Source organism: Photorhabdus kleinii, assembly GCF_025384885.1.
GTDB lineage: Bacteria > Pseudomonadota > Gammaproteobacteria > Enterobacterales > Enterobacteriaceae > Photorhabdus > Photorhabdus kayaii.
The window spans coordinates 1-25430 of record NZ_JAJAFY010000057.1 but is presented as its reverse complement, the minus strand read 5'-3'; the positions used below and the strand labels follow the sequence as shown (position 1 = coordinate 25430).

Here is a 25430-nt window from a genome sequence, read left to right as displayed (position 1 = left end):
CCAGAAGGCGTGGAAATGGTGATGCCAGGTGATAACATTCAGATGAAAGTTACCTTGATTGCCCCAATCGCAATGGACCAGGGTCTGCGCTTCGCTATCCGTGAAGGTGGCCGTACAGTAGGTGCTGGTGTTGTTGCTAAAGTTATCGCTTAATAGCTAATAATTAAGTACCCAACTCTAGAATAGGTTTGCATTCTGTCTTGTTTTAGAACAGACGCCTGGTGTGCTACATTAGGTGTCTGTTAGTGAGTATTTTAATTTATATCATCCTTCCTTAAATTCTCTGTATGAACCACCCCGTTGGGTTGTCTCTTCGTGTTTTAAATTTTTGATTTTGATCGTTTGTTCCTGGAAGCGTCATTTAGCTGTTTTATCAGGATATTCTTAGAGTATATATACATCATTCATCTATAGAATACGTTAGTGATAACTCATGATTTTTCCAAATAAGTATTTGTCTTCAGACTTAGATAAGTCATATTTTCTTTTACATACAGGTAGTAATATCTAACCCATGCTTGTTCTGCCTCTGTTGGTATGTTCTAACAGAAAGAGGGGATACCCCTGAAAAGATTACGGCATAGCATGTTCGTTTTCGTACAACTAAGTATGTGAATTCTATATCCCGTAATATCTTAAGTGGGTTGTTCTGTCTAGCTATCAGTTCTGGAACAAATTGCTGATGTAGGAGATAGTCTTAGGATGGAATAAGTTTAAGAAAGTTCCTGATAGAGATAAAAGCCTTCCTAGCCAAAGTATTATAGAAATGAGAGAACTACCTCTATTTGACAAGGCTAAAAGAATATTTGGAAGAACCTGAATCAGAAAATTAAAATGCGAATGATTATTGAAATGAGACTCATTATTATTTAATATGCGCTATAATGTGTACCAGAGAGTGTTATTTATGTATGTCTGCCTATGTAATGCGGTGAGTGACAAAACAATACGTAATGCGGTGCGTCAACATCATATTCACTCTATTAAAGAACTAAAACGTATTGTGCCTGTAGGCCGTGATTGTGGCAAATGCATACGCCAAGCTAGAGAGCTAATTAATGAGGAGATTGCACAGCTACCCAAGATAGGTAACGTTGCTTGATAAAAAAGAAGTAAGTTTACTACTACTCTGTTGAATAGGTACTACACTTTAAGTACTGGAAGCGGAGGGGTAAGCTATGAAAGGTGATAAAAAAATGATTGTTCATTTGAACAAACTTCTTGGAAATGAGCTTGTTGCAATTAATCAGTATTTTCTGCACGCCCGGATGTTCAAAAACTGGGGTCTTACTCGACTTAATGATAAGGAATATCATGAATCTATCGATGAAATGAAGCACGCCGATAGGTACATTGAACGTATCCTTTTTCTTGAAGGGATTCCTAATTTGCAGGATCTAGGAAAACTTAACATCGGAGAAGATATCGAAGAAATGCTCAAATCTGACTTGCAGCTCGAATTGCAAGGAGCTAAAGATTTGAAAGAAGCGATTGCTTATGCTGATTCGATTCATGACTATGTTAGCCGTGATTTAATGATCGATATTCTAGATGAAGAAGAAAAGCATATTGATTGGCTGGAAACTCAATTTGAATTAATTGAACGTATGGGGATTCAAAATTACACTCAAGCACAGATCCTTGAAGGAGAATAGTTATAGTTACGGAAAAATGCCCTATCTGTTAAGTTAGGGCATTTTGTTTCATGCCCCTTTAATTTTACTCCGGACAAATCTTCATCTGTATCTTGCTTTGTTAATTGATTTGTGTATAATATGCGGTCTTACTTACGTGTAAGTCTGGTTTGTTAGCCAGTAAATGCGCAGTGTTTTTTACTGCCCATTTAAAATACCCCCGATATGGGGGTTATATATTGAACGATTACACTCTCCCATCAATCGAAATGGGCTCGAGTAGTAATTATTTACGTTTATAAAATAGTTGGAGCTCTGGTCTCATGCAGAACCAAAGAATCCGTATTCGCCTGAAAGCATTTGATCATCGTCTGATCGATCAATCAACTGCGGAAATTGTCGAGACCGCTAAGCGTACTGGTGCGCAGGTTCGTGGTCCGATCCCGCTGCCGACTCATAAAGAGCGTTTTACCGTTCTAATTTCTCCGCATGTTAATAAAGATGCGCGTGATCAGTACGAAATTCGCACTCATAAGCGTCTGGTTGACATCGTTGAGCCAACCGAGAAAACCGTTGATGCTCTGATGCGTCTGGATCTGGCTGCCGGTGTAGACGTGCAGATCAGCCTGGGTTAATCAGGTCATTGAACGATTAAGAGGTTGAAACAATGATTGGTTTAGTCGGTAAAAAAGTGGGTATGACTCGTATCTTCACTGAAGATGGCGTTTCGATCCCTGTAACTGTTATCGAAATTGAAGATAACCGAGTTACTCAGGTTAAAGATCTGGATAACGATGGTTATCGTGCAATTCAGGTTACTACTGGTAGCAAAAAAGCTAACCGTGTAAACAAACCTGAAGCAGGTCATTTCGCTAAAGCTGGCGTTGAAGCTGGCCGTATCCTGCGTGAATTCCGTCTGTCTGAAGGCGAAGAATATGCTGTAGGTCAAAGCATTAGCGTTGAGATTTTCGCTGACGTTAAGAAAGTCGACGTTACTGGTACATCTAAAGGTAAAGGTTTTGCTGGTACTGTTAAGCGCTGGAACTTCCGTACCCAAGATGCTAGCCACGGTAACTCTTTGTCTCATCGTGTTCCGGGTTCTATCGGTCAGAACCAAACTCCGGGCAAGGTATTTAAAGGCAAGAAAATGGCAGGCCAGCTGGGTAATGAACGCGTAACTGTTCAAAGCCTGGATGTAGTACGTGTTGACGCTGAGCGCAACCTGCTGCTGGTCAAAGGTGCTGTTCCAGGTTCAACTGGCGGCAACCTGATCGTAAAACCGGCTGTCAAGGCGTAACGTCGAGGAGATAGGAATGGAATTGGTAATGAAAGACGCGCAAGGCGCGCTGACTGTTTCCGAAACTACCTTCGGGCGTGATTTCAATGAAGCGCTTGTGCATCAAGTAGTTGTTGCTTACGCAGCTGGTGCACGTCAAGGTACTCGTGCTCAGAAAACCCGTGCTGAAGTTTCTGGTTCAGGTAAAAAACCATGGCGTCAGAAAGGCACTGGCCGTGCACGCTCTGGTTCTATTAAGAGCCCAATTTGGCGCTCTGGTGGCGTAACTTTCGCAGCTAAGCCACAGGACCACAGTCAAAAAGTTAATAAGAAAATGTACCGTGGTGCTTTAAAAAGCATCCTGTCTGAATTGGTACGTCAAGATCGTTTGATCGTTGTCGAGAAGTTTTCTGTAGAAGCGCCTAAAACCAAGCTTCTGGTTCAGAAACTGAAAGAGATGGCGCTGGAAGATGTGCTGATTATCACTAATGAAGTTGATGAGAATTTGTTCTTAGCAGCTCGCAACCTGTACAAGGTTGATGTTCGTGATGTAGCTGGTATTGATCCAGTGAGCTTGATCGCCTTCGATAAAGTGGTTATGACTGCTGATGCTGTGAAGCAAGTTGAGGAGATGCTGGCATGATCCGTGAAGAACGTCTGCTGAAAGTACTGCGCGCACCGCACGTATCTGAAAAAGCTTCTACAGCGATGGAGAAAAGCAACACCATCGTTCTCAAAGTTGCGAAAGACGCGACTAAAGCAGAAATCAAAGCTGCTGTGCAGAAACTGTTTGAAGTCGAAGTTGAAGGTGTTAACACTTTGCTGGTAAAAGGCAAAACTAAACGCCACGGTCAGCGTATTGGTCGTCGTAGCGACTGGAAAAAAGCTTACGTCACACTGAAGGAAGGCCAGAATATGGACTTCATCGGTGGTGCAGAGTAAGTCGGAGGAGTAAAGAACAATGGCAATTGTTAAATGTAAACCTACGTCTCCGGGCCGTCGCCACGTTGTTAAAGTGGTTAACCCTGAGCTGCATAAGGGTAAACCTTATGCTCCATTGCTGGAAAAAAGCAGCAAAACCGGTGGTCGTAACAACAATGGCCGTATTACCACTCGTCACATTGGTGGTGGCCACAAGCAGCACTATCGTTTGATTGACTTTAAACGTAATAAAGATGGTATCCCTGCTGTAGTTGAGCGCTTGGAATATGATCCAAATCGTTCAGCAAATATCGCCTTGGTTTTGTATAAAGATGGTGAACGTCGTTATATCCTTGCACCTAAAGGGCTGAAAGCTGGTGATCAGATTCAATCTGGTGTTGACGCAGCTATCAAAACTGGTAACGCATTGCCAATGCGCAATATCCCTGTTGGTTCTACCGTACATAACGTAGAAATGAAACCGGGTAAAGGTGGTCAGTTGGCTCGTTCCGCTGGTGCATACGTTCAGATCGTTGCCCGTGATGGTTCTTATGTAACTTTGCGTCTGCGTTCTGGTGAAATGCGTAAAGTTCTGTCTGACTGCCGCGCCACTTTAGGTGAGGTTGGTAATGCAGAACATATGCTACGTGTTCTGGGTAAAGCTGGTGCAAGTCGCTGGCGTGGTATTCGTCCTACCGTTCGTGGTACGGCGATGAACCCGGTAGATCACCCACATGGTGGTGGTGAAGGTCGTAACTTTGGTAAACATCCTGTAACTCCTTGGGGTGTTCAAACTAAAGGTAAGAAGACCCGTAGTAATAAACGTACTGATCAGTTCATCGTACGTCGCCGTACTAAAAAATAATTAGAGGATAAACCATGCCACGTTCTCTCAAGAAAGGTCCATTTATTGACCTGCACTTGCTGAAGAAGGTAGAGAAAGCGGTGGAAAGCGGAGACAAAAAGCCTATTAAGACTTGGTCCCGTCGTTCAACGATCTTTCCTAACATGATCGGTTTGACCATCGCTGTCCATAATGGTCGTCAGCATGTACCAGTTTTTGTTTCCGACGAAATGGTTGGTCATAAACTAGGTGAATTCGCACCGACCCGTACTTATCGCGGCCATGCGGCCGATAAAAAGGCTAAAAAGCGCTAAGGTAGGAGGAAGAGATGGAAACTATCGCTAAACATCGCCACGCTCGTTCTTCTGCTCAGAAGGTTCGCCTTGTAGCTGACCTGATTCGCGGTAAGAAAGTGTCGCAAGCTCTGGAAACTCTGACCTATACCAATAAGAAAGCTGCTGGTTTAGTGAAGAAAGTACTTGAGTCTGCTATTGCTAATGCAGAACACAACGATGGTGCTGACATTGATGATCTGAAGGTCACGAAGATTTTCGTAGACGAAGGCCCGACTATGAAGCGTATTATGCCTCGTGCAAAAGGTCGTGCAGATCGCATCCTGAAGCGCAGCAGCCACATTACTGTGGTTGTGTCCGATCGCTGAGACTCTGGAGACTAGCAATGGGTCAGAAAGTACATCCTAATGGTATTCGCCTGGGTATTGTCAAACCTTGGAACTCTACTTGGTATGCGAATACTAAAGAATTCGCTGACAACCTAGACAGCGATTTTAAAGTTCGCCAGTACTTGAAGAAAGAACTGGCAAAAGCGTCTATTTCACGCATTGTTATTGAACGTCCTGCTAAAAGTATTCGTGTAACTATTCACACTGCTCGCCCAGGTATCGTAATCGGTAAGAAAGGTGAAGACGTAGAAAAACTGCGTAAAACTGTAGCGGAAATCGCTGGTGTTCCTGCGCAAATTAATATCTCTGAAGTGCGTAAGCCTGAACTGGACGCGAAACTGGTTGCTGACAGTATTACTTCACAGCTGGAACGTCGTGTTATGTTCCGTCGTGCTATGAAGCGTGCAGTCCAGAATGCGATGCGTCTAGGCGCTAAAGGCATTAAAGTGGAAGTCAGTGGCCGTTTAGGCGGTGCTGAAATCGCGCGTACTGAATGGTATCGTGAAGGTCGTGTACCGTTGCACACACTGCGTGCAGATATCGACTACAACACTTCAGAAGCGCACACCACTTATGGTGTACTCGGCGTTAAGGTATGGATCTTCAAAGGTGAGATCTTGGGTGGTATGGCTGCTGTTGAACAGGCGGAAAAACCGGCTGCACAACCTAAAAAGCAGCAGCGCAAAGGCCGCAAGTAAGGAGAGTCGCTGATGTTACAACCAAAGCGTACGAAATTCCGTAAAATGCACAAAGGCCGTAACCGTGGCCTGGCAGCAGGTGCGGATGTTAGCTTCGGCACTTTCGGTCTGAAAGCTGTGGGCCGTGGCCGTCTGACGGCACGTCAGATTGAAGCGGCACGTCGTGCTATGACCCGTGCAATTAAACGTCAAGGTAAAATCTGGATACGTGTATTTCCAGACAAACCTATCACTGAAAAGCCACTCGAAGTGCGTATGGGTAAAGGTAAAGGTAACGTAGAATATTGGGTTGCCTTGATCCAGCCTGGTAAAGTCCTTTATGAAATGGATGGTGTGCCTGAAGAGCTGGCTCGTGAAGCATTCAAGCTGGCAGCAGCGAAACTGCCTATCAAGACCACCTTTGTAACTAAGACGGTGATGTAATGAAAGCACAAGAGCTGCGCGAAAAAAGCGTTGAAGAGCTGAACACTGAGCTGCTGAATTTGCTGCGTGAACAATTTAACCTGCGCATGCAGGCTGCAAGTGGCCAGCTACAACAGTCTCATCTGTTGAAACAAGTGCGTCGTAATATCGCACGCGTTAAGACTTTATTGACTGAGAAGGCGGGTGCGTAATGACCGATAAAATCCGTACTTTGCAAGGTCGTGTTGTAAGTGACAAAATGGAGAAATCTATTGTTGTTGCTATTGAGCGTAAGGTGAAACACCCTCTGTATGGTAAATTCATCAAACGTACGACTAAACTGCATGTACATGACGAGAACAATGAATGTGGTATTGGTGATGTGGTGGAAATCCGCGAAACCCGTCCACTGTCCAAAACTAAATCTTGGACTTTAGTTCGCGTTGTAGAGAAAGCGATTCTGTAAGCTGGCTCGAATAGAGTAAACGGCTCAGGCTATGGGCCGTTTATTTTTTCTATCTATATCTGAGATGTGGTGTTATAATGCCGCGCCCTCGTGATATGGGGTATCTGAACGGCCTCTTCATATTAAATTATAGTAGTGAAGTGGGCTCAGTAGTAGTTGACATTTAGCGGAGCACTAAAATGATCCAAGAACAGACTATGCTGAACGTGGCCGACAACTCCGGTGCACGTCGCGTAATGTGTATCAAGGTTCTGGGTGGCTCGCACCGTCGCTATGCACACGTCGGCGACATCATAAAAGTCACCATCAAGGAAGCAATTCCTCGTGGTAAAGTGAAAAAAGGTGATGTCCTGAAAGCGGTAGTGGTGCGCACCAAGAAGGGTGTTCGTCGCCCTGACGGTTCTGTCATTCGCTTCGATGGCAATGCTTGCGTGTTGTTAAACAACACAAGTGAGCAAGTTATCGGTACGCGTATTTTTGGGCCGGTAACTCGTGAACTTCGTAATGAAAAGTTCATGAAAATTATCTCCCTGGCACCAGAAGTACTCTAAGGAGCGGACAATGGCAGCGAAAATCCGTCGTGATGACGAAGTTATCGTGTTGACTGGAAAAGATAAAGGTAAGCGCGGTAAAGTAAAACAGGTTCTTTCTACTGGGAAAGTCATTGTTGAAGGTATCAACTTGGTTAAAAAGCATCAGAAGCCTGTTCCGGCTCTGAACCAGCCAGGTGGCATCGTTGAAAAAGAAGCTGCAATCCAGGTTTCAAACGTTGCGATCTTCAATGCGGCAACCGGTAAGGCTGACCGTGTAGGTTTTAGATTTGAAGACGGAAAAAAAGTTCGTTTCTTTAAATCTAACAGCGAAACTATCAAGTAATTTGGAGTAATACGATGGCGAAACTGCATGATTACTACAAAGACGAGGTAGTCCAAAAACTGATGACTCAGTTTGGCTACAATTCTGTCATGCAAGTCCCTCGGGTCGAGAAGATCACCCTGAACATGGGTGTTGGTGAAGCAATTGCTGATAAGAAACTGCTGGATAATGCAGCAGCGGATCTGGCAGCAATCTCTGGTCAAAAACCATTGATCACCAAAGCGCGCAAATCAGTTGCAGGCTTCAAAATCCGTCAGGGCTATCCAATCGGCTGTAAAGTGACCCTGCGTGGTGAACGTATGTGGGAGTTTCTTGAGCGCCTGATTTCTATTGCTGTACCTCGTATTCGTGACTTCCGTGGTTTGTCTGCTAAGTCATTTGATGGTCGTGGCAATTACAGCATGGGTGTACGTGAGCAAATCATCTTCCCTGAAATCGATTACGATAAAGTGGATCGTGTTCGTGGTCTGGATATTACTATCACCACAACTGCGAAATCTGATGATGAAGGCCGCGCACTGTTGGCTGCTTTTAACTTCCCGTTCCGCAAGTAAGGCAGGGTATTCATGGCTAAGCAATCAATGAAAGCACGTGATGTAAAACGTGCGAAATTAGCTGAAAAATTCTTCACTAAACGTGTAGAATTGAAAGCTGTCATTTCTGATGTGAATGCATCTGATGAAGAGCGTTGGAGTGCTGTTCTTAAGCTGCAAACACTGCCACGTGATTCCAGCCCTTCTCGTCAGCGTAACCGCTGCCGCCAAACTGGTCGTCCGCATGCGTTTTTGCGGAAGTTTGGGTTGAGCCGTATTAAAGTCCGTGAAGCCGCCATGCGCGGTGAAATTCCGGGCCTTAAAAAGGCTAGCTGGTAATTGTCACCAATTGAATCACGGGAGTAAAGACAGATGAGCATGCAAGATCCCATCGCGGATATGCTGACCCGTATCCGTAACGGTCAGGCCGCGAATAAAGTTGCGGTCACCATGCCTTCCTCCAAGCTGAAAGTGGCAATTGCCAAGGTGCTGAAGGAAGAAGGTTATATTGAAGATTATAAAATTGAAGGCGACACCAAGCCAGAGCTGGAATTAGTACTGAAATACTTCCAGGGCAAGGCTGTTGTAGAAAGTATTCAGCGTGTAAGCCGACCAAGTCTGCGCATCTATAAGAAAAAAGATGAGCTGCCACAAGTTATGGCTGGTTTGGGTATCGCTGTTGTTTCTACCTCTAAAGGTGTAATGACTGATCGTGCAGCTCGCCAAGCTGGTCTTGGTGGCGAGATTCTCTGCTACGTAGCTTAATTCGGGAGGAAAGAATGTCTCGTGTTGCAAAAGCACCCGTCGTTATTCCTACCGACGTAGAGGTAAAACTCGACGGTCAGGTTATTTCGATTAAGGGTAAAAACGGCGAGTTGAGTCGTACAATCCACAGCGCAGTTGAAGTTAAGCATGCAGATAATCAACTGACCTTCGCTCCACGCGATGGTTATGTTGATGGTTGGGCACAGGCGGGTACAACTCGTTCTTTGCTGAATGCTATGGTTATCGGTGTTACCGAAGGCTTCACTAAGAAGCTTCAACTGGTAGGTGTTGGTTATCGTGCAGCAGTCAAAGGCAATGTTATCAACATGTCTCTGGGCTTCTCACATCCAGTTGACCACGAACTGCCAGCAGGCATTACTGCAGAATGTCCGTCACAAACTGAAATCGTACTAAAGGGTGCTGATAAACAGGTAATCGGTCAGGTTGCGGCAGAACTGCGTGCCTATCGTCGTCCTGAGCCTTATAAAGGTAAGGGTGTTCGTTACGCCGACGAAGTCGTGCGTATCAAAGAGGCTAAGAAGAAGTAAGGTAACACTATGGATAAGAAAGCAGCTCGTATCCGTCGTGCGACCCGCGCACGCCGCAAGCTCCAGGAACTGGGTGCAACTCGCCTGGTGGTACATCGTACCCCTCGCCATATTTATGCGCAGGTTATCGCACCAAACGGTTCTGAAACTTTGGTGGCAGCTTCTACTACAGAAAAAGCTATCAATGAACAACTGAAATACACTGGAAATAAAGAAGCAGCAGCAGCAGTTGGCAAGGCAATTGCTGAACGTGCATTGGAAAAAGGTATTAAAGATGTATCCTTTGACCGCTCTGGTTTCCAATATCATGGTCGAGTCCAGGCACTGGCAGATGCTGCCCGTGAAGCTGGCCTTCAGTTCTAAGGTAGAGGTGTAAGATGGCTCACATCGAAAAACAAGCTGGCGAACTGCAGGAAAAGCTGATTGCGGTAAATCGCGTATCTAAAACCGTAAAAGGTGGCCGGATTTTCAGCTTTACCGCACTGACTGTTGTAGGTGATGGTAATGGTCGCGTTGGTTTTGGCTACGGCAAAGCACGCGAAGTTCCGGCAGCAATCCAGAAAGCGATGGAAAAAGCCCGTCGCAATATGAAAACCGTCGCATTGAACAGCGGCACTTTATATCACCCAGTAAAAGGTGCACACACTGGTTCCCGTGTGTTCATGCAGCCTGCTCACGAAGGTACTGGTATCATCGCAGGCGGTGCTATGCGTGCTGTTTTGGAGGTGGCTGGTGTTCGTAACGTACTGGCTAAAACCTATGGTTCCACCAACCCTATTAATGTGGTTCGTGCAACTCTGGATGCTTTAGACAGCATGAAGTCTCCAGAAATGGTCGCAGCTAAGCGTGGTAAATCCGTCGAAGAAATTCTGGGGTAATGGCCATGGCTAAGACTATTAAAGTAACACAGATTCGCAGTTCAATTGGCCGTCTGCCTAAACATAAGGCAACTTTGGTTGGCTTAGGTCTGCGCCGTATCGGTCATACAGTAGAGCGTGAAGATACTCCTGCTATACGTGGTATGATCAACTTGGTTTCCTATATGGTTAAAGTTGAGGAGTAACAGATGCGCTTAAATACTCTGTCTCCGGCTGATGGTTCCAAGCATGCGCCTAAACGTGTAGGTCGTGGTATTGGTTCTGGCCTGGGTAAAACCGGTGGCCGTGGTCACAAGGGTCAGAAGTCTCGTTCTGGCGGTGGCGTACGTCGCGGTTTTGAAGGTGGTCAGATGCCTTTGTACCGTCGTTTGCCAAAATTTGGCTTTACTTCACGTAAGGCGATGGTCACAGCAGAAGTTCGTTTGTCTGATTTTGCTGCCGTTGAAGGCGATATTATCGATCTGAACGCATTGAAAGCAGCTAACATTGTTGGCACTCAAATTGAATTTGCGAAAGTTATTCTTTCTGGCGAAATCAATCGTGCAGTAACTGTGCGTGGCCTTCGTGTTACTAAGGGCGCTCGTGCTGCAATTGAAGCTGCTGGCGGTAAAATTGAGGAATAAGTAACAGATGGCTAAACAACCAGGATTAGATTTCCAAAGTGCTAAAGGTGGACTAGGCGAGCTGAAACGTAGGCTGTTGTTTGTTATTGGCGCGTTAATTGTTTTCCGTATTGGTTCTTTTATTCCTATCCCTGGTATTGATGCCACTGTGCTTGCCAAATTGCTCGAACAGCAAAGGGGCACCATCATTGAAATGTTTAACATGTTCTCTGGTGGTGCTTTAAGTCGTGCTTCTATCTTTGCACTGGGGATAATGCCGTATATTTCTGCGTCTATTATTATTCAGTTGTTGACGGTGGTTCATCCAACGTTGGCAGAGATTAAGAAGGAAGGGGAAGCTGGTCGTCGTAAGATTAGCCAGTATACTCGCTATGGTACTTTAGTGCTGGCTATATTCCAGTCAATCGGTATTGCTACTGGTTTGCCGAATATGCCAGGAATGCAAGGGCTGGTGATCAATCCAGGGTTTGCTTTCTACTTCACGGCTGTTGTGAGCCTAGTTACTGGGACTATGTTCCTAATGTGGTTGGGTGAGCAGATTACTGAGCGTGGTATTGGAAACGGTATCTCTATCATAATCTTTGCTGGTATTGTTGCGGGTTTGCCGCCGGCCATTGGCCATACCATTGAGCAAGCTCGGCAAGGCGATCTGCACTTCCTCCTGTTGCTGTTGGTTGCAGTGTTAGTGTTTGCAGTAACTTTCTTCGTTGTTTTCATGGAGCGTGGCCAACGACGTATCGTTGTTAACTATGCAAAACGTCAACAGGGTCGCCGAGTTTATGCTGCACAGAGCACACATTTACCGTTGAAAGTGAATATGGCTGGGGTTATCCCTGCAATTTTTGCTTCCAGCATTATTCTGTTCCCTGGTACCATAGCTTCCTGGTTTGGGGGAGGAACTGGTTGGAACTGGCTGACTACTATTTCAATGTATTTGCAGCCTGGGCAACCGCTTTATGTGTTACTCTACGCGTCTGCAATCATCTTCTTCTGTTTTTTCTATACTGCGTTGGTTTTCAACCCGAGAGAAACAGCAGATAACCTGAAGAAGTCCGGTGCATTTGTACCAGGAATTCGTCCGGGAGAGCAAACAGCCAAGTACATTGATAAGGTAATGACACGCCTAACTTTAGTTGGTGCGATGTATATTACTTTTATCTGCTTAATCCCGGAGTTCATGCGTGATGCGATGAAGGTGCCATTTTATTTTGGCGGTACTTCGCTACTTATTGTAGTTGTAGTCATCATGGACTTTATGGCTCAAGTGCAAACTCTGATGATGTCAAGTCAGTATGAGTCTGCATTGAAGAAGGCAAATCTTAAAGGTTATAACCGTTAATTGGTTTGCTTGAGAAGTTACGGAGAGTAAAAATGAAAGTTCGTGCTTCCGTCAAGAAATTATGTCGTAACTGTAAAATCGTTAAGCGTAATGGTATCGTTCGCGTGATTTGTAGTGCAGAGCCTAAGCATAAACAACGCCAAGGCTGATAAAATAGCATATTTTTCTTGCAAAGTCGGTTTGAGCTGGCTAAATTAGCCAGCCAATCTTTTTTATATCACAGCAACACTATTTGAGTATCCTGAAAACGGGCTTTTCAGAATGGTGTTGCGGTAAATAAATAATTTAGGAGTGCATAGTGGCCCGTATAGCAGGCATTAACATTCCTGATCAGAAGCATACCGTAATCGCTTTAACATCGATCTACGGAATTGGTAAAACTCGCTCCCAAGCCATTTGTGCTGCGGCGGGTATTGCTGAACATGTTAAGATCAGCGAGCTGTCTGAAGAGCAAATTGATAAGCTGCGTGACGAAGTTGCCAAATACGTTGTAGAAGGCGATTTGCGTCGTGAAGTAACCCTGAGCATCAAACGTCTGATGGATCTTGGTACTTATCGTGGTTTACGTCACCGTCGTGGTCTACCTGTTCGCGGCCAGCGTACTAAGACCAACGCACGTACCCGTAAGGGTCCACGTAAGCCGATCAAGAAATAATCGGGGTATTGTATAATGGCAAAAGCACCTATTCGTGCACGTAAGCGTGTAAGAAAGCAAGTCTCTGACGGTGTGGCTCATATCCATGCTTCTTTCAACAACACCATCGTGACCATTACTGACCGCCAGGGTAATGCCTTGGGTTGGGCAACTGCTGGTGGTTCCGGTTTCCGTGGTTCTCGTAAATCTACTCCGTTTGCAGCTCAGGTTGCAGCAGAGCGCTGTGCTGAAGCAGTGAAAGAATACGGAATTAAGAACCTGGAAGTTATGGTTAAAGGACCTGGTCCTGGCCGCGAGTCAACTATTCGAGCGTTAAATGCGGCAGGTTTCCGCATTACTAACATTACTGATGTGACTCCGATCCCTCATAACGGTTGTCGTCCACCTAAAAAACGTCGCGTTTAATAGCGTTTACTTTTTTAGGTTCGATTGGAGAAAGAAAATGGCAAGATATTTGGGTCCTAAGCTCAAGCTGAGCCGTCGCGAGGGTACAGATCTATTCCTGAAGTCTGGCGTTCGCGCGATTGACACCAAGTGTAAATTAGAACAAGCACCTGGGCAGCATGGCGCACGTAAACCGCGTCTGTCTGACTACGGTGTGCAGTTACGTGAGAAACAAAAAGTTCGTCGTATTTACGGTGTTCTAGAACGTCAATTCCGTAACTATTATAAAGAAGCAACTCGTCTGAAAGGCAACACAGGCGAAAACCTGCTGAGTTTGCTGGAAGGTCGTCTGGACAACGTTGTTTACCGTATGGGTTTCGGGGCGACTCGTGCTGAATCACGCCAAATGGTAAGCCATAAGGCTATCATGGTAAATGGCCGCGTTGTTAACATCGCTTCTTATCAGGTATCCCCGAATGACGTAGTCAGCGTTCGCGAAAAATCGAAAAAGCAGTCTCGTATCAAGGCGGCTTTAGAGCTGGCTGAGCAGCGTGAGAAACCAACTTGGTTGGAGGTTGATGCTGTGAAGATGGAAGGTGTGTTCAAACGTATTCCAGAACGTGCCGATCTGTCTGCTGACATCAACGAACACCTGATCGTCGAGCTTTACTCTAAGTAAAGCTTAGCACCAAAGAGAGGACACAATGCAGGGTTCTGTGACAGAGTTTCTAAAACCGCGCCTGGTTGATATCGAGCAAGTCAGTTCGACGCACGCCAAGGTGACCCTTGAGCCATTAGAGCGTGGTTTTGGCCATACTCTTGGTAACGCACTGCGCCGTATTCTGCTTTCGTCTATGCCGGGTTGTGCGGTGACTGAGGTTGAGATTGATGGTGTACTGCATGAGTACAGCACCAAAGAAGGTGTACAGGAAGATATCCTGGAGATTCTCCTCAACCTGAAAGGGCTGGCGGTAAGAGTTCAGGGAAAAGATGAAGTTATTCTTACCTTGAATAAGTCTGGCATTGGCCCTGTGACTGCAGCCGACATTATCCACGACGGAGATGTCGAAATCGTCAAGCCGCAACATGTAATCTGCCACCTGACTGACGAAACTGCTTCTATAAGCATGCGCATTAAAGTTCAGCGTGGTCGAGGTTATGTGCCGGCTTCTGCCCGGATTCATTCGGAAGAAGATGAGCGCCCTATTGGTCGTTTGTTAGTAGACGCTTGTTATAGCCCAGTAGAGCGTATTGCCTACAATGTTGAAGCAGCGCGTGTAGAACAACGTACCGATTTGGACAAGTTGGTTATCGAGATGGAAACTAACGGTACAATCGATCCTGAAGAGGCGATTCGCCGTGCAGCTACTATTTTGGCTGAACAGCTGGAAGCTTTTGTTGATTTACGTGATGTACGTCAGCCAGAAGTAAAAGAGGAGAAGCCAGAGTTTGATCCGATCCTGCTGCGCCCTGTTGACGATCTGGAATTGACTGTCCGCTCTGCTAACTGTCTTAAGGCAGAAACTATCCACTACATCGGTGATTTGGTACAGCGTACCGAGGTTGAGTTGCTTAAGACACCTAACCTGGGTAAAAAATCTCTTACAGAGATCAAAGACGTACTGGCTTCACGTGGCTTATCTCTGGGCATGCGCTTAGAAAACTGGCCACCAGCAAGTATTGCTGATGAATAACTAGATCACAGGTTAAGGTTTTACTGAGAAGGATAAGGTCATGCGCCATCGTAAGAGTGGTCGTCAATTGAACCGCAACAGCAGCCATCGCCAAGCTATGTTCCGCAATATGGCAGGTTCTTTGGTCCGTCATGAAATCATCAAGACGACTCTGCCTAAAGCGAAAGAACTGCGTCGTGTCGTTGAGCCGCTGATTACTCTTGCCAAGATCGACAGCGTAGCTAATCGTCGTCTGGCATTCGCCCGTACTCGTGACAACGAAATCGTGGCAAAACTGTTTAATGAGCTGGGCCCGCGTTTTGCGAACCGCGCAGGTGGTTACACTCGTATTCTTAAGTGTGGCTTCCGTGCTGGTGACAATGCTCCGATGGCATACATCGAGCTTGTTGACCGTGCTACTGAACCTCAAACAGAAGTTGCGACTACGGAGTAATCTGTAGGGGCATATAAAAGAACCGGGTTTATCCCGGTTTTTTTACGCTTGCATATATGAATCTCTAACTTATTTTTTTTCATCCTGCTATGCTGATATCTCGAACAATGTTATCTATTGTAGGAGATATAAAGATGTATCGTATTGGTCAACTGGCTAAATTAGCGAATGTAACTCCTGATACTGTGCGCTTCTATGAAAAACAAGGAATGATGGAACATCAGAACCGTACTGAAGGAGGGTATAGACTTTATACAGAGCAAGATTTACAGCGCCTTCGGTTTATACGCTATGCTAAGCAATTGGGGTTTACATTGGAAGCTATTACAGAATTATTGTCTATTCGTGTAGATCCAGCCCATCATACTTGTGAAGAGTCAAAGCAAATTGTAGATTCTAGGTTAATGGAAGTGGAGGAAAAACTTCTTGAAATGCGAAAAATGCGTGATTCACTTAAGATGTTAAGTGATGCTTGCTGTGGTAGTTCTCATATAAGTATTTATTGTTCTATTCTTGAAACTTTAGAACAAGGTGCTTTAAATAAAAAATAAGAAATAAGAAATAAGAAATAAGAAATAAGAAATAAGAAATAAGAAATTTTTCTTTATTATTGAAAATTCAGAGAGTACAATCGCTATGTTTGTAGATAAATTAATATGATAGAGGTATATGATGATTACATATCACCATAAGAAAGGTGTAATAAAGGATAATGCTCTAGAAGCTCTATTACGTGATCCACTATTTAAACAACGAGTTGAAAAAAATAAAAAAGGAAAAGGAAGTTACCAGAGGAAAGAAAAACATAGCAAAGCAAGTAGCTGGGAGACCAGTGGTAAGGGGTCATTAGATTCTTTACTACTGGTCTTTTAGTTTAATAGGTCTATTTCCTACTTTTCAGTAAGCTACGAATTTCTAATAATAATTTTGTTTCGGTAATTGGGAGTATCTGATATAATTCCAATTTCCTTTTACTAAATTATCTGTGTATTAGTTTCATTGTGTAGAAAAATAGTGAATGATGGTACGGTGTTCTTTTAAAATCATATCGATGCTGACGTCAGCAGCTAAATTGTCAAAATTACCTTTCATAGTAAATTCATAAACTGATTTAAAAGCTTCATGACATTCTTCTAATTAAAACATACCAAGTTGTATCAGTTATTGTGTTCGAATTATATGACTGATGTATAATGATTTCTTTGGCTTTTAAAGGAAAAAAGGGCTTGGCTGGAATAGTTTCTCTACTTCGGGGACAAATTTCTTATCTGTAATAAACATAATTACATGATCTCCTTGTTCGATCACACTATAATCACTAGCAATAATGACTTCGTCACCGCGAGCTATTGCACTAATTGTAGTGCCTGGTGGTAATTTAATATCACCGATAGTTCGACCAACAACCTTTGACGTATTTTCATCCCCATGAGCAATCGCTTCGATAGCTTCGGCCACTCCACGACGTAATGAGGAAACGCTTACAATATCTGCTTTGCGAACATGGCCTAGCAGAGCGGAAATCGTCGCTTGTTGTGGAGAGATTGCAATATCAATGACACCACCTTGTACTAAATCGACATATGCACCACGTTGAATGAGAACCATGGCTTTTTTAGCACCCATGCGTTTGGCAAGCATTGCAGACATGATATTTGCCTCGTCATCGTTGGTTAGAGCAATAAATACATCAACTTGTTCTATATGTTCTTCAGCTAATAACTCTTGATCGGAGGCATCCCCATAGAAAACAATGGTATCATGTAATAATTCGGCTAGTTCTATAGCTCTTTGCTGATTTCGTTCAATTAATTTAACCCTGTAATCTTTTTCTAGACGTAGTGCAAGACCAGCTCCCACATTACCACCACCTACAATCATAATACGTTTGTAGGGTTTTTCTAAACGTTGAAGCTCACTCATTACAGCACGAATATGTTGTGATGCAGCTACAAAGAAAACTTCGTCACCGGCTTCAATAATTGTAGAACCTTGAGGTCTTATTGGTCGATCCTGACGAAATATTGCTGCAACTCTGGTATTAATATGCGGCATGTGCTCACGAAGTGAGGAAAGTGCATTTCCTACAAGTGAGCCTCCATAATAAGCTTTTACTGCAACAATACTTACTCGGCCTTCGGCAAAGTTAACGACTTGTAAGGCACCAGGATATTGAATTAGTTTATAAATATAATCTATGACAAGTTGTTCTGGTGAAATAAGATAATCAATAGGAATATCATTAGGCAGAAAAAGTTTATCTGCTTCACGAATATATTCTGCTGCGCGTATTCGCGCAACTTTGTTTGGGGTGTTGAATAAGGAATAAGCAATTTGGCATGCAATCATGTTAGTTTCGTCAGAATTAGTTACAGCAACTAACATATCAGCATCTTCAGCACCAGCTTCTCTTAATACTCTGGGGTAAGAACCATGACCATTGACTACTCTGAGATCGAATTTATCCTGTAGTTGGTGTAGACGGTTGGGATCAGTATCGACTATGGTGATATCGTTATTTTCACCTACCAGATTTTCAGCTAATGTACCGCCAACTTGACCAGCACCAAGAATAATTATTTTCATAGTATTTTCTAACTTATTGCAAACAAATAATTATCTCTATAAATTGTAGAGATATATTACTGTTTAGTTAATCGAGCGTAAAAGAAACCATCACCACCATTTAACTCAGGTATTATTTGTTTTCCCAGACAATCATTTGTCTCTGTTCCCGCGAGTTTTGCATCTGAGTGGCGTTTTAAAAACGAGCTGATTTGCTGGCAATTTTCATCTGGTAGAATAGAACAGGTTGCATATACTAGAGTTCCGTTTTTCTTTAAATATGGCCAGATTGCATCAAGAATCTCAGATTGCAATTGAACTAATTGAGCAATATCTTCCTCGCGGCGTAACCACTTGATATCAGGATGGCGACGGATTACTCCTGTTGCTGAACACGGTGCATCCAAAAGAATGCGGTCGAATTGCAGGTTTTCTGCCCAATGTTCAGGGTGGCGTCCATCACCGGTTTTTACTGTAGCGTGGCAGTTAAGGCGTTGGAGATTTTCTTTTACTCGTTTGATTCTTTGCTCATCAATATCTACCGCTACTACTTGAGATTCTGGTGCTATTTCGAGGATATATGTTGTTTTCCCTCCTGGTGCTGCACAAAGATCGAGAATTTTCTCTCCATTAATGGGTTTTAGTAACTCGACACACTCTTGTGCGGATAAATCTTGGACAGTGACCCAACCTTTATCAAATCCAGGTAATATTGTTACAGGGCAAGGGGAAATTATGCGGATAGCAGAAGGTGATCCGGGCGCTGGTTCTGCATCAATTCCTGATTTATGAAGAAGAGTGAGATATTCATCCCGACTATGGTATATACGATTAACTCGTAACCACATAGGGGGTTTCTTATTATTAGCATAAATAAGTTGTTGCCATTGTTGTGGATAGGCTTTTTGGATTCGAGTTAATAGCCATTCTGGGTGTAAGTGGTGGCTAGGATTATTTTGTGTACATTCCATTAACTGTAGCTGTTGTCTCTGAAATTGGCGAAGAACGCCATTAATTAACCCTTTCAATTGAGAATGCTTCAGAGTTACGGCTCCGTTTACTGTTTCAGCAAGTGCGGCATGGGCTGGAATACGAGTATAGGCAAGTTGGTATATCCCAACCATAAGCAGGTAATGAAGAATACGTTGTTTACCTTTTAATGGTTTTGCCATTAGTTGACCTATTATCCACTCTAGCTGTGGTAATACGCGTAACACTCCGAAAGATAATTCCTGTAACAAGGGTTTGTCTTTATCAGTTATATTTTGTTGCAGTTTGGGTAAGACTGTACTGAGAGATTGTCCTTGATCCAGAACTTGATTGATTGCTTTTGCGGTGATACTTCGCAGATTATATGTGTTTTTCATAGTTAAAAGAGCTGACAAAAGCCAGCATTAAGAGAAAGTTTGTGAGAGAGCTTACAGTATAAAATAGTATTCAGTTGATTTTATTGCCTAGCGTAAACCATTCACGTTTAGAATTAAGTAGATTTGCTGCTGACATTGCTTTTTTACCGGCAGGTTGTAATTGTGTAATGTTCAGAATTCCATCAGCAGTAGCAATATAAATACCTTCTTTGTCTGCTTTTAATACAGTTCCTGGTTCTACCGAAGTTTGTTCTTCAATGGCTTCTGCTTTCCAAACTTTAATAGGTTGTCCTTCCATCTCGAAAAAGCTCATGGGCCAGGGATTAAATGCGCGAATACAACGTTCAAGGTGGGCTGCAGATAGTTCCCAATTTATACGGGCTTCTTCTTTGCTTAGTTTTTCAGCGTAGGTAACCAAATTTTCGTTTTGAGTTTCAGGTTGACTTTTACCTGATATTATTAATGATAATGTTTTGAGTAACGCATCTGGCCCAATATTGGCCAGTTTTTCGTATAAACTGGCACTGGTATCCTCAGGTGTAATAGGGCAGCTTGCTTTATATAGAATGTCACCAGTGTCAAGACCTATATCCATTTGCATTATTGTTACGCCTGTTTCTGTATCACCGGCCCAAAGTGAGCGTTGAATAGGGGCTGCACCTCGCCAACGTGGTAGTAGGGAACCATGTACGTTTAGGCAACCTAATTCTGGAATATTTAAAACGACCTTGGGAAGGATCAATCCATAGGCAACAACGATGAGAACATCAGGTTGTTGTTTTAGAATCCATTGTTGGTTTTCTTCTGAGCGTAAAGTAGCTGGCTGAAAAACGGTGATGTTACGTTCCTCTGCCAGTACCTTTACAGGACTGGGTGTCAGTTTTTTACCTCTTCCTGCCGGTCTATCTGGTTGAGTTAGAACGCCAACCACCTCATGCGGAGACATTAACAAAGCCTCTAGATGGCGTGCTGCAAAATCAGGTGTTCCAGCAAAAACAATACGTAAAGAATCAGACACGTTTATTTCCTGTATTAATATAATTTACTTGGTTCGGGCTTTTTGTTTATCCAGTTTTTCTACTTTCTGGCGTATACGTTGGCGTTTCAGTGGAGATAAGTAATCCACAAAAAGTTTACCAATTAAGTGGTCCATCTCATGCTGAATACAAATTGCGAGTAAGCCATCAGCTTGTAATTCAAATGGTTGGCCATTGTAATCTAGGGCTTTAATTTTGACTTTTTTGGCTCGTGGCACCAGTGCTCGTTGTTCAGGAATAGACAAACAGCCCTCTTCGATCCCCGTTTCACCACTTTTTTCCAGTAATTCTGGGTTGATCAGAACGAGACGCTCATTACGTGTTTCTGATACGTCAATAACAACAATACGCTGATGAATATCAACTTGTGTTGCTGCCAAACCGATACCTTCTTCTGCATACATAGTTTCAAACATATCATCAATGATACGTTGAATCTCTGCATCAACTGTTTCAACAGGCGTTGCAATAGTGCGAAGCCGCTCGTCTGGGTAATGTAATACTTGTAATACTGACATATATGTTTAGATCTGCATCCAAAATGTTAATGGTATTCTATGTCTATTCTAGACATTTCCCGTTTAGATTGACAGTATCGATTGCTAATTGAGCAGTTTAGTTTTGTCCGTCAATCTTAGCTAGGATGACAACATGGAAGCTATGGAAGTATGGTTGCGAATGAAGATGATTTCTCATTTGGCAACAGAGAGAGCAGCAAATGTTGCAGAAAAATTATTATATTCCGGGAGTCGTTATCTCACTGTGTTGAAAGATAGTGGATTATCGCCAGCACAATGTCTGCAATTTACTAAAGTAAATAAAATCTTATTAGCTTCATGCCTTAAGTGGTTGGAACAGCCAGAGCACCATTTATTGACATATTCTCACCCTTCGTATCCACCTCTATTAAAGCAGATACATACCCCTCCGCTTGTGCTTTTTGTGGCAGGAAAACCAGATATTCTTTTAAAGAAGCAGGTGGCGATGGTAGGGAGCAGGACAGCAAGCTATTATGGTGAGAAATGGGGAAGAATTTTTGCAAGTGAACTAGTTGGATATGAGTTAGTTATTGCTAGTGGTTTAGCTATCGGTATTGATGGTATTTGTCACCGAGCTGCATTGGATAGTGGAGGTAAAACAGTAGCTGTATTAGGTAGTGGGCTTGGTCAGATTTATCCTCATAGACACGGATCATTAGCAAAGCAAATTGAGGAGAATGGTGCTCTTGTTTCTGAGTTTTTTCCGGATACTCCACCACGTGCAAAAAACTTTCCTAAAAGAAATCGGATTATCAGTGGATTAAGCTCAGCAGTGATTGTTGTAGAAGCAGGCCAAAATAGTGGCTCGTTAATTACTGCTCGCTGTGCTCTTGAGCAAGGAAGAGATGTATTTGCATTACCAGGGCTTTTGGGGAGTTCAGTGAGCGAAGGCAATCACTGGTTAATAAAACAAGGTGCATATTTAGCTACAAATGCAATGGATATTGTGGAACATGTTTACAGTTCATTACAATGGTTGAATATGGAAAGAGCGGAGGAAGAAATCAAACCGCAGTTTGAGCAAACTGAGTTGCCATTTACTGATGTGCTAGTTAACGTAGGCGCTGAAGTAACACCTGTTGATATTATTGCTCAGCGTTCTTCATTGCCTATAACTGAGGTCATGACAAAGCTCCTTGAGCTGGAATTACTGGGTAAGGTGACTATGGTTGCTGGTGGTTATGTGCGTGTGAGTTAAATTAACTGAATTTCCAGAGTCCTGTTCAACGTCATATGAGAATGAGTTTTTGAGTGAAAATAGTATGGTAAAAATGGTTCCTTTCTCCACTGATGAAACTAAATATTGCCCTGAATGTGGTTCTGTGTTGGTTATGCGTAATGGTATCCATGGCCCATTTCTTGGATGTTCTGGTTATCCATCATGTCAATATATTCGTCCATTAAAAGGGCAAAGTGATGGTCATGTGGTAAAAGAACTTGAAGGGCAGCTATGTCCCGCGTGTGGAGTCAATTTGATTTTGTGCCAAGGGCGTTATGGAATGTTCATTGGCTGTAGTCGTTATCCTGAATGCGAACATACAGAACTAATTGATAAACCGGATGAGACGTTAATATCCTGTCCGCAATGTAAACAAGGACAACTACTCCAAAGGAAATCACGTTTCGGAAAAATTTTCCATGCGTGTAACCGTTACCCTAATTGCCAGTTTGTATTAAATAATAAGCCAATTGAGGGGAAATGTGAGTTTTGTTCTTATTCGTTGTTGGTGGAAAAACGTACATCACAAGGTATAAAGTTATTTTGTGCCAGTAAGTTGTGTGGAAAACGGCAAATAAATTAAGCAGAGTAATAAAATGAGCAATGAAGCATCACCTGCATTTGAGAATGTATTAACTGCATTAAAAGCAGAAAAAGTGATTGCCTATCCGACTGAAGCTGTTTTTGGACTTGGATGTGATCCTGATAGTGAAAAAGCAGTAAATGAACTGCTTATATTAAAGAAGCGTCCTTGGCAGAAAGGGTTGATTCTTATCGCAGATAATTATGAACAATTACAACCATATCTTGATGATAAACTTCTGACAGAAGAGCAAAAAAAAGCTATGTTTGCTTGTTGGCCAGGGCCTGTAACCTGGGTGATTCCTGCCAAATTCAGTGCACCTAAGTGGTTGACAGGGCAATTCACTACCTTGGCTGTCAGAGTTAGTGATCATCCTTTGGTGAAACAGTTATGTACTTTTTATGGGAAACCATTGGTGTCGACCAGTGCAAATTTGAATGGCCTTGAACCATGCAGAACAGCAGAAGAAGTTAGACAACAGTTTGGAGATAAGCTTCCTATATTAAACGGAGGTGTTGGAGGTCGGAAAAACCCTTCAGAAATTCGGGATGCTTTAACTGGTGAGCTTTATCGTCAAGGATAAGGGGAGATAAATATGGATCAATTTGCTGTCTTTGGTAATCCTGTTGCGCATAGTAAATCTCCGCGTATCCATCAGTTATTTGCTAGACAGACAGGTATTGAGCATCGTTATGGGAAAATTCTGGTGCCGATAAGTAAATTTCAAGAGGCATTGGATACATTTCTTAAACAGGGAGGTATAGGAGCCAATATTACTGTGCCATTTAAAGAGCAGGCATTTATTCGGGCAAATGAGTTGACTGAACGGGCAAGACTCAGCGGGGCAGTTAATACTTTGAAATTACTTAATAATAATCAATTGATTGGTGATAACACGGATGGTATAGGGTTATTAACAGATTTGATGCGACTTGGGTTTATCACTCAAGGACAACATATTTTAATCATTGGAGCTGGTGGCGCTGCCAGAGGTGTTTTATTTCCATTATTAGAATTTGGTTGTAAAATTACAATTACAAACCGCACGTTTAGTCGCGCTATACAGGTTGCTAATAATTTTTCGGCAATAGGTAATATTTGGCCTGTTGAGATGAAAGCACTTAATAGTCCTGAGTTTGATCTCATTATCAATGCGACTGCATCTGGTATTAATGGTGAGATTCCTACTATATCTCCATTCATGTTTAATGAGAATTGTGTCTGTTATGATATGTTTTACCAGGCTGATTTGACGCCCTTTATTTCCTTTGCCAAGAAGCATGGTGTTTCTCGTTATGCGGATGGGCTGGGGATGTTAGTGGGGCAAGCTGCTCATTCATTTAAATTATGGCATGGTGTATTGCCTGAAATTTCACCTGTGTTGCTAACATTGGAACAGGAGTTACATTCGTGAATCAATCTATCCAATTTCCTGATAGAGAAGAGTGGAGTGAGCAAGAGCAGATAGTCGTTTTTCCCGCATTGGTAAATGGATTATTGGTTCAATGTGTTATAAGTGCCAAGGAGCTTTTATACCGTTATGGGACGGAAGATCATCATCCACTAAGCCTTTTTCGACAAAATCGTTGGGATATAGAAGAGGAATTCGAATTAGTAATTAATAACGAGGATGATGATCATTTGGGACGTTACATATTACCTTCCTGCAAATAGTTATTTTTCAAGCTAACGTAATGGCCTGCTGAATAACATAGTCCTTTTAATTCTTCGGGTTTTAGTTTTCTGACCTGGCGGGCAGGGCTGCCAATATAAAGGTACCCACTTTCTAATATCTTGCCTGGGGCTACTAGGCTGCCTGCGCCAATAATAACGTTATCTTCAATCACTGAACCATCAAGTAGGATGGAGCCCATACCGATGAGTACTTGATTACCGATAGTGCAGCCATGAAGTATAACTTTATGCCCGATAGTGACATCATCTCCCACAATTAAAGGAAAACCATCAGGATTGTCTGTTGTTTTGTGTGTCACATGTAATATAGAGCCATCTTGAATGTTAGTACGTGTACCAATAGATACATAATTAACGTCCCCACGGATGACAACTAAAGGCCATATACTGACATCATCAGCAAGTCTAACATCACCAATGATTACACTAGATGAATCTAGCATAACGTTCTGACCAACTTTGGGCTGAATATCAAGGTAACTGCGTAACGTTTCGGACATGTATACCTCTGATGAAAAAATGGAGATTTACTTTAAATAAGATTTTAGTGAGGAAAATACCAGTATGCAATGAAAGAAACTTGTTGAATAGGGCTATGATGGTCGAAAATTTACTCAAAAAGAACAAGGATTCGCCTGTTGATGGTGGGTGTGAAAAAAAAGTATTGTATAAAAATCTGAGCTCCCTATAATGCGCCACCACTGACCGACACAACGCTGATAAACATTGTGAGGTCGGGCAGAGGAAGCGACAATAAGCGCTTGACTCTGCGGG

The 25430-nt window shown here is 43.1% G+C and carries 43 protein-coding genes; 38 read left to right on the top strand and 5 right to left on the bottom strand.

The window, feature by feature from the left end; all coding sequences use genetic code 11:
* The 33 genes from LG003_RS19890 to LG003_RS19730 all read left to right on the top strand — a co-directional run.
* Positions 1 to 153: EF-Tu C-terminal domain-related protein (locus LG003_RS19890; protein ID WP_449301337.1), on the top strand; the 153-nt coding region annotated here is incomplete at its 5' end.
* Between the two features lie 754 nt (positions 154 to 907).
* Positions 908 to 1102: a bacterioferritin-associated ferredoxin gene (gene bfd / locus LG003_RS19885; protein ID WP_112879459.1), complete on the top strand. Its 195-nt coding sequence runs from the start codon at positions 908 to 910 to the stop codon at positions 1100 to 1102.
* A 76-nt stretch (positions 1103 to 1178) separates the two neighbouring features.
* Positions 1179 to 1655 carry a bacterioferritin gene (bfr, locus tag LG003_RS19880; protein ID WP_112879438.1) on the top strand — a complete coding sequence of 159 codons (477 nt, stop codon included), beginning with the start codon at positions 1179 to 1181 and terminating at the stop codon, positions 1653 to 1655.
* A 302-nt stretch (positions 1656 to 1957) separates the two neighbouring features.
* Positions 1958 to 2269, top strand: a complete 312-nt coding sequence (rpsJ, locus tag LG003_RS19875) for a 30S ribosomal protein S10 (protein WP_112879439.1) — start codon at positions 1958 to 1960, stop codon at positions 2267 to 2269.
* A 32-nt stretch (positions 2270 to 2301) separates the two neighbouring features.
* Positions 2302 to 2931: a 50S ribosomal protein L3 gene (gene rplC, locus LG003_RS19870; protein WP_112879440.1), complete on the top strand. Its 630-nt coding sequence runs from the start codon at positions 2302 to 2304 to the stop codon at positions 2929 to 2931.
* Between the two features lie 16 nt (positions 2932 to 2947).
* Entirely contained in the window at positions 2948 to 3553 is a 606-nt protein-coding gene (gene rplD, locus LG003_RS19865) for a 50S ribosomal protein L4 (RefSeq protein WP_011148794.1), read from the top strand.
* A complete protein-coding gene (gene rplW / locus LG003_RS19860; RefSeq protein ID WP_021322796.1) occupies positions 3550 to 3852 on the top strand; it encodes a 50S ribosomal protein L23 in 303 nt (100 codons plus the stop codon). The genes rplD and rplW overlap by 4 nt, the downstream gene beginning before the upstream one ends.
* Positions 3853 to 3871: 19 nt before the next feature.
* Positions 3872 to 4696 carry a 50S ribosomal protein L2 gene (gene rplB / locus LG003_RS19855; protein WP_112879441.1) on the top strand — a complete coding sequence of 275 codons (825 nt, stop codon included), beginning with the start codon at positions 3872 to 3874 and terminating at the stop codon, positions 4694 to 4696.
* 14 nt (positions 4697 to 4710) lie between these two features.
* Positions 4711 to 4989 (top strand): 30S ribosomal protein S19, encoded by a 279-nt coding sequence (gene rpsS / locus LG003_RS19850; protein WP_011148791.1) that lies wholly within the window; start codon positions 4711 to 4713, stop codon positions 4987 to 4989.
* A gap of 14 nt (positions 4990 to 5003) precedes the next feature.
* A complete protein-coding gene (rplV, locus tag LG003_RS19845) occupies positions 5004 to 5336 on the top strand; it encodes a 50S ribosomal protein L22 (RefSeq protein ID WP_011148790.1) in 333 nt (110 codons plus the stop codon).
* A gap of 17 nt (positions 5337 to 5353) precedes the next feature.
* Positions 5354 to 6055, top strand: a complete 702-nt coding sequence (rpsC, locus tag LG003_RS19840; RefSeq protein WP_112879442.1) for a 30S ribosomal protein S3 — start codon at positions 5354 to 5356, stop codon at positions 6053 to 6055.
* A gap of 12 nt (positions 6056 to 6067) precedes the next feature.
* On the top strand, positions 6068 to 6478 hold the full coding sequence (gene rplP, locus LG003_RS19835; RefSeq protein ID WP_011148788.1) for a 50S ribosomal protein L16: 411 nt from the start codon (positions 6068 to 6070) through the stop codon (positions 6476 to 6478).
* The gene (gene rpmC, locus LG003_RS19830; RefSeq protein ID WP_010847484.1) at positions 6478 to 6669 is read left to right on the top strand and encodes a 50S ribosomal protein L29; all 192 of its coding nucleotides are present in this window, start codon (positions 6478 to 6480) and stop codon (positions 6667 to 6669) included. Before rplP ends, rpmC begins: the two co-directional genes overlap by 1 nt.
* Positions 6669 to 6923, top strand: coding sequence for a 30S ribosomal protein S17 (gene rpsQ / locus LG003_RS19825; protein WP_011148786.1), 255 nt, complete (start codon positions 6669 to 6671; stop codon positions 6921 to 6923). The genes rpmC and rpsQ overlap by 1 nt, the downstream gene beginning before the upstream one ends.
* 179 nt (positions 6924 to 7102) lie before the next feature.
* On the top strand, positions 7103 to 7474 hold the full coding sequence (gene rplN / locus LG003_RS19820; protein ID WP_036781889.1) for a 50S ribosomal protein L14: 372 nt from the start codon (positions 7103 to 7105) through the stop codon (positions 7472 to 7474).
* 10 nt (positions 7475 to 7484) lie between these two features.
* Positions 7485 to 7799 carry a 50S ribosomal protein L24 gene (rplX, locus tag LG003_RS19815; RefSeq protein WP_036781887.1) on the top strand — a complete coding sequence of 105 codons (315 nt, stop codon included), beginning with the start codon at positions 7485 to 7487 and terminating at the stop codon, positions 7797 to 7799.
* A gap of 14 nt (positions 7800 to 7813) precedes the next feature.
* Complete coding sequence (gene rplE, locus LG003_RS19810) at positions 7814 to 8353, top strand: 50S ribosomal protein L5 (protein WP_011148783.1); 540 nt, start codon at positions 7814 to 7816, stop codon at positions 8351 to 8353.
* 12 nt (positions 8354 to 8365) lie between these two features.
* Entirely contained in the window at positions 8366 to 8671 is a 306-nt protein-coding gene (rpsN, locus tag LG003_RS19805) for a 30S ribosomal protein S14 (RefSeq protein ID WP_112879443.1), read from the top strand.
* A gap of 33 nt (positions 8672 to 8704) precedes the next feature.
* Positions 8705 to 9097 (top strand): 30S ribosomal protein S8, encoded by a 393-nt coding sequence (rpsH, locus tag LG003_RS19800; RefSeq protein WP_011148781.1) that lies wholly within the window; start codon positions 8705 to 8707, stop codon positions 9095 to 9097.
* 14 nt (positions 9098 to 9111) lie between these two features.
* Positions 9112 to 9645 (top strand): 50S ribosomal protein L6, encoded by a 534-nt coding sequence (rplF, locus tag LG003_RS19795; protein ID WP_112879444.1) that lies wholly within the window; start codon positions 9112 to 9114, stop codon positions 9643 to 9645.
* 9 nt (positions 9646 to 9654) lie between these two features.
* Positions 9655 to 10008, top strand: a complete 354-nt coding sequence (gene rplR, locus LG003_RS19790; protein ID WP_011148779.1) for a 50S ribosomal protein L18 — start codon at positions 9655 to 9657, stop codon at positions 10006 to 10008.
* A 14-nt stretch (positions 10009 to 10022) separates the two neighbouring features.
* Entirely contained in the window at positions 10023 to 10523 is a 501-nt protein-coding gene (gene rpsE / locus LG003_RS19785) for a 30S ribosomal protein S5 (RefSeq protein ID WP_011148778.1), read from the top strand.
* A gap of 5 nt (positions 10524 to 10528) precedes the next feature.
* Positions 10529 to 10708, top strand: a complete 180-nt coding sequence (gene rpmD, locus LG003_RS19780) for a 50S ribosomal protein L30 (protein WP_011148777.1) — start codon at positions 10529 to 10531, stop codon at positions 10706 to 10708.
* Between the two features lie 3 nt (positions 10709 to 10711).
* A complete protein-coding gene (gene rplO / locus LG003_RS19775) occupies positions 10712 to 11146 on the top strand; it encodes a 50S ribosomal protein L15 (protein ID WP_112879445.1) in 435 nt (144 codons plus the stop codon).
* Between the two features lie 7 nt (positions 11147 to 11153).
* Complete coding sequence (gene secY, locus LG003_RS19770) at positions 11154 to 12485, top strand: preprotein translocase subunit SecY (RefSeq protein ID WP_011148775.1); 1332 nt, start codon at positions 11154 to 11156, stop codon at positions 12483 to 12485.
* A 32-nt stretch (positions 12486 to 12517) separates the two neighbouring features.
* Positions 12518 to 12634 carry a 50S ribosomal protein L36 gene (rpmJ, locus tag LG003_RS19765; RefSeq protein ID WP_012768118.1) on the top strand — a complete coding sequence of 39 codons (117 nt, stop codon included), beginning with the start codon at positions 12518 to 12520 and terminating at the stop codon, positions 12632 to 12634.
* Positions 12635 to 12783: 149 nt separating this feature from the next.
* A complete protein-coding gene (gene rpsM, locus LG003_RS19760; RefSeq protein WP_011148774.1) occupies positions 12784 to 13140 on the top strand; it encodes a 30S ribosomal protein S13 in 357 nt (118 codons plus the stop codon).
* A 15-nt stretch (positions 13141 to 13155) separates the two neighbouring features.
* The gene (gene rpsK / locus LG003_RS19755) at positions 13156 to 13545 is read left to right on the top strand and encodes a 30S ribosomal protein S11 (protein WP_002919257.1); all 390 of its coding nucleotides are present in this window, start codon (positions 13156 to 13158) and stop codon (positions 13543 to 13545) included.
* A 37-nt stretch (positions 13546 to 13582) separates the two neighbouring features.
* On the top strand, positions 13583 to 14203 hold the full coding sequence (gene rpsD / locus LG003_RS19750; protein WP_011148773.1) for a 30S ribosomal protein S4: 621 nt from the start codon (positions 13583 to 13585) through the stop codon (positions 14201 to 14203).
* Between the two features lie 25 nt (positions 14204 to 14228).
* The gene (locus tag LG003_RS19745; RefSeq protein ID WP_112879446.1) at positions 14229 to 15218 is read left to right on the top strand and encodes a DNA-directed RNA polymerase subunit alpha; all 990 of its coding nucleotides are present in this window, start codon (positions 14229 to 14231) and stop codon (positions 15216 to 15218) included.
* A gap of 40 nt (positions 15219 to 15258) precedes the next feature.
* Entirely contained in the window at positions 15259 to 15651 is a 393-nt protein-coding gene (gene rplQ, locus LG003_RS19740) for a 50S ribosomal protein L17 (protein ID WP_112879447.1), read from the top strand.
* 134 nt (positions 15652 to 15785) lie between these two features.
* On the top strand, positions 15786 to 16202 hold the full coding sequence (gene zntR, locus LG003_RS19735; protein WP_011148770.1) for a Zn(2+)-responsive transcriptional regulator: 417 nt from the start codon (positions 15786 to 15788) through the stop codon (positions 16200 to 16202).
* A 121-nt stretch (positions 16203 to 16323) separates the two neighbouring features.
* Entirely contained in the window at positions 16324 to 16524 is a 201-nt protein-coding gene (locus tag LG003_RS19730; protein ID WP_011148769.1) for an alternative ribosome-rescue factor A, read from the top strand.
* Positions 16525 to 16860: 336 nt separating this feature from the next.
* On the opposite strand, the gene trkA is transcribed toward LG003_RS19730, so the two are convergent.
* The 4 genes from trkA to def all read right to left on the bottom strand — a co-directional run bounded on the left by trkA (position 16861) and on the right by def (position 21138).
* Positions 16861 to 18237 (bottom strand): Trk system potassium transporter TrkA, encoded by a 1377-nt coding sequence (trkA, locus tag LG003_RS19725; protein WP_262981451.1) that lies wholly within the window; start codon positions 18235 to 18237, stop codon positions 16861 to 16863.
* A gap of 56 nt (positions 18238 to 18293) precedes the next feature.
* Complete coding sequence (gene rsmB, locus LG003_RS19720; protein WP_262981450.1) at positions 18294 to 19583, bottom strand: 16S rRNA (cytosine(967)-C(5))-methyltransferase RsmB; 1290 nt, start codon at positions 19581 to 19583, stop codon at positions 18294 to 18296.
* Positions 19584 to 19653: 70 nt separating this feature from the next.
* Positions 19654 to 20601, bottom strand: coding sequence for a methionyl-tRNA formyltransferase (gene fmt / locus LG003_RS19715; protein WP_262981449.1), 948 nt, complete (start codon positions 20599 to 20601; stop codon positions 19654 to 19656).
* Positions 20602 to 20625: 24 nt separating this feature from the next.
* Positions 20626 to 21138 carry a peptide deformylase gene (gene def, locus LG003_RS19710; RefSeq protein ID WP_112879451.1) on the bottom strand — a complete coding sequence of 171 codons (513 nt, stop codon included), beginning with the start codon at positions 21136 to 21138 and terminating at the stop codon, positions 20626 to 20628.
* A 133-nt stretch (positions 21139 to 21271) separates the two neighbouring features.
* Here def and dprA point away from each other — a divergent pair, with 133 nt between their 5' ends.
* The 5 genes from dprA (at position 21272) to LG003_RS19685 (ending at position 24635) form a co-directional block, all read left to right on the top strand.
* Complete coding sequence (dprA, locus tag LG003_RS19705; protein WP_112879452.1) at positions 21272 to 22357, top strand: DNA-protecting protein DprA; 1086 nt, start codon at positions 21272 to 21274, stop codon at positions 22355 to 22357.
* Between the two features lie 64 nt (positions 22358 to 22421).
* Positions 22422 to 22961: a topoisomerase DNA-binding C4 zinc finger domain-containing protein gene (locus tag LG003_RS19700; protein WP_112879453.1), complete on the top strand. Its 540-nt coding sequence runs from the start codon at positions 22422 to 22424 to the stop codon at positions 22959 to 22961.
* Between the two features lie 13 nt (positions 22962 to 22974).
* Complete coding sequence (tsaC, locus tag LG003_RS19695; protein ID WP_112879454.1) at positions 22975 to 23544, top strand: L-threonylcarbamoyladenylate synthase type 1 TsaC; 570 nt, start codon at positions 22975 to 22977, stop codon at positions 23542 to 23544.
* A 12-nt stretch (positions 23545 to 23556) separates the two neighbouring features.
* Complete coding sequence (gene aroE, locus LG003_RS19690; protein WP_262981448.1) at positions 23557 to 24375, top strand: shikimate dehydrogenase; 819 nt, start codon at positions 23557 to 23559, stop codon at positions 24373 to 24375.
* Entirely contained in the window at positions 24372 to 24635 is a 264-nt protein-coding gene (locus LG003_RS19685; protein ID WP_112879456.1) for a DUF1488 family protein, read from the top strand. The genes aroE and LG003_RS19685 overlap by 4 nt, the downstream gene beginning before the upstream one ends.
* Here LG003_RS19685 and LG003_RS19680 read toward each other — a convergent pair.
* On the bottom strand, positions 24611 to 25156 hold the full coding sequence (locus LG003_RS19680; RefSeq protein ID WP_112879457.1) for a gamma carbonic anhydrase family protein: 546 nt from the start codon (positions 25154 to 25156) through the stop codon (positions 24611 to 24613). The two genes, LG003_RS19685 and LG003_RS19680, sit on opposite strands and share 25 nt — an antisense overlap.
* Positions 25157 to 25430: the final 274 nt, after the last annotated feature.